We start from the raw sequence: 2,520 nt of genomic DNA, 5'->3' as shown, positions 1-2,520 counted from the left end.
CCCCCCCCGCCAACACGGCGCCGCAGAAAAGCCCCGAGGCCCGAAGACCTGCGGAGGGACCGCGCAACCGGCATTCAGGGCCATTGTCCGCGAAAAACGCCTTGTCTGCAACCGAATCATCGCCGCGCCGGGCTTACCTGTGCCGGCCCCCGGACGCCGGACGGCCCGGTTCGATGTTCGTGCGCCTTCACTGACGCACATGGGTGCGCCCGAGCGAGAGCCGGATTTGCCGGTCCTGCGCTCCTGTCTCCGTCCCCAGTGCCAGAGAAAGCCGGCGGCGCCAGGCTGCCCAAAAACGGGATGGCGCGGACTTTTTCCGGGATTATTGCCGCCGCGGGCCGAAAGACCTGGCGTCCTTGCGCCGCGGAGCGCCGTTTGCGGGGCGATCCGGCTTGCTCCGGGGGTGTTCCTCATGTCTAGTGTCGAGCGCCGCAGTGTGGGTCGACGAGGCCCGCGCGGTCAAACAAGAAACGCAGGCGTCGGAACATGCCCATGAATGACAAACCCCGAGAACCGAACCCGGAAGACGCCGAGCCCTCCGTCAATAGCGCCTCCGAAAGCGCCCTTCCCGCATCCGACGCGCCGGGCGCCGCGCCGAGGCCGCCGGCGGAAATCCAATCTCAGGTGACGTGTTCGCGCGGCTTTGGCCAGTGGCTGTCGCTCCACAACTGCGCGCTCGCCTTCACCTCATACCAGACCGGCCAGCTCTTCCTGGTCGGCGTGCTGCCCGATGGCTCGCTGTCGCTGCACCAGCGCAATTTCATCCGCGCCATGGGGCTGATCGGCGACAGTCAGCGCCTGCTGCTGGCGGGTCTCGCCCAGATCTGGCGGTTCGAGAACGTGCTCGGCCCGCACGAGCGCGCCAACGAGGCCTTCGACAGGCTCTACGTGCCGCGCCGCGGACAGACCGTCGCCGATCTCGATGTCCATGAGCTCGGCATCGATGCCGCCGGCAGGCTGCTGTTCGTCAACACCAAATATTCCTGCCTGGCGACCGACAGCGTCGTGCATTCCTTCAAGCCGGTCTGGCGGCCGCCCTTCATCTCCCGACTGGCGCCTGAGGACCGCTGCCATCTCAACGGCCTTGCCATGGAAAACGGCGTGCCGCGCTTCGTCACCTCGGTTTCCACCACCGATATCGTCGACGGCTGGCGCAACGAGCGCCGCGACGGCGGCGTCGTCGTCGATGTCGAGACCGACGAGATCGTCACCGAGGGCGTGTCGATGCCGCATTCGCCGCGCCTCTACAAGAATGCGCTCTGGTTCCTCGATTCCGGCAATGGCTACCTCACTCGCCTCGACCTTCAGAGCCGGACGCGCGAACGCGTCGCCTTCTGCCCCGGTTTCCTGCGCGGCCTCTCCTTCCATGACGGGCATGCCATCGTCGGCCTGTCGCTCGCCCGCCGCGAAGGCGTGTTTTCCGGCCTAAACCTTCAGGACGAGCTGGAAAAACGCCGCGCCGAAGCCTGGTGCGGGCTGCAGATCGTCAACACGGAAAACGGCGATATCGTCGAATGGCTGAGGATCGAGGGTGGCATCAAGGAGCTCTTCGACGTCCGCGTCCTGCCGGGCGTCTCCTGCCCGATGGCGCTGCCGACCTTCGGACCCGAACTTGCAAGCTTCATCACCATCGAGGCCCCGGACCGGCCGCTGTCGGACCGCGGCTGGCACCCGGCGACGTGAGGAAACCCTATGCCGCAGCCTGAATTTTCGCCCTGCCTCGAATGGCTGTTCGCCGAGCCGGGCGACAGCTTCACGTCGCGCATCGAACGCGCTGCGGCCGCCGGCTTTACGGCCTTCGAGTTCTGGCTCTGGTCGAACAAGGATGTCGAAGCCATCGCCCGCGCGGCAAAGGCCTGCGACATGGCGGTTGCGGGCCTCGTCGCCGAACCGCTGATCGCAATCACCGATCCGGTCAACAGGACCGAATGGCTTGACGGCCTGAAGCGTTCGGTCGAGGTCGCCAACCGGCTGGAAGCCCCGGTTCTGATCGCACAGACCGGCAATGACCTGCCGCAAATCCCAAGGAGAGACCAGAAGGCCGCGCTGATCGAGACCTTCTCGGACGCCGCCGACGTCCTGATCGGCAGCGGCGTCCGGCTCGGGATCGAGCCGCTGAACACGATCGTCGACCACCCCGGCTATTTCCTTCATTCCACGGCCGAGGGTTTCGAGATCGTCGAGGCGGTCAACCGCGACGAGATCGGCCTTCTCTACGACCTTTACCATGCCGCCGTCATGGAGGAGCCGATCGAGACGGTTCTCGCTGGCAATCTCGACAAGGTCGTGCATGTCCATGTGGCCGACCATCCCGGACGCAACGAGGAATGAGATCGAGGCGGCGGGTGGCATCGCGCTCGACGACGAGTACGAGGAGGGGAGCACCTGCCCCCAGCTCGGCACGGTGCCGGCCCGCAGCACGAGGCAGCAGCGGGGCAAGCGCTCGTGCTTCATCGAGAACGCAGGGATGCACGGGCTGTGCGCCTCGGCGCCCGGCACGTACAACCCCGCGTCGCTCAA

At 66.4% G+C, this 2,520-nt stretch carries 2 protein-coding genes and 1 pseudogene; all 3 read left to right on the top strand.

Translation table 11 applies throughout. The features are described 5' to 3' along the window. Positions 1-492: 492 nt before the first annotated feature. Entirely contained in the window at positions 493-1,683 is a 1,191-nt protein-coding gene (locus tag AC5DC2_RS22845; RefSeq protein WP_491700147.1) for a TIGR03032 family protein, read from the top strand. 9 nt (positions 1,684-1,692) lie between these two features. Beyond that, positions 1,693-2,325: pseudogene (locus tag AC5DC2_RS22840) on the top strand (TIM barrel protein); the annotation flags it as partial. Further along, a partial coding sequence (locus AC5DC2_RS22835; protein WP_491700146.1) for a hypothetical protein occupies positions 2,297-2,520 on the top strand: 224 nt, incomplete at its 3' end. The pseudogene AC5DC2_RS22840 and the gene AC5DC2_RS22835, both read left to right, overlap by 29 nt.

Source organism: Martelella sp. (assembly GCF_984369615.1).
Note: the sequence above shows the minus strand (reverse complement) of the source record. Positions and strands in the feature narration are given on the sequence as shown.

Excerpts from the sequence above, each read along its gene's own strand:
- AC5DC2_RS22845 (WP_491700147.1), top strand. The coding sequence starts at position 493 with ATGAATGACAAACCCCGAGAACCGAACCCGGAAGACGCCGAGCCCTCC.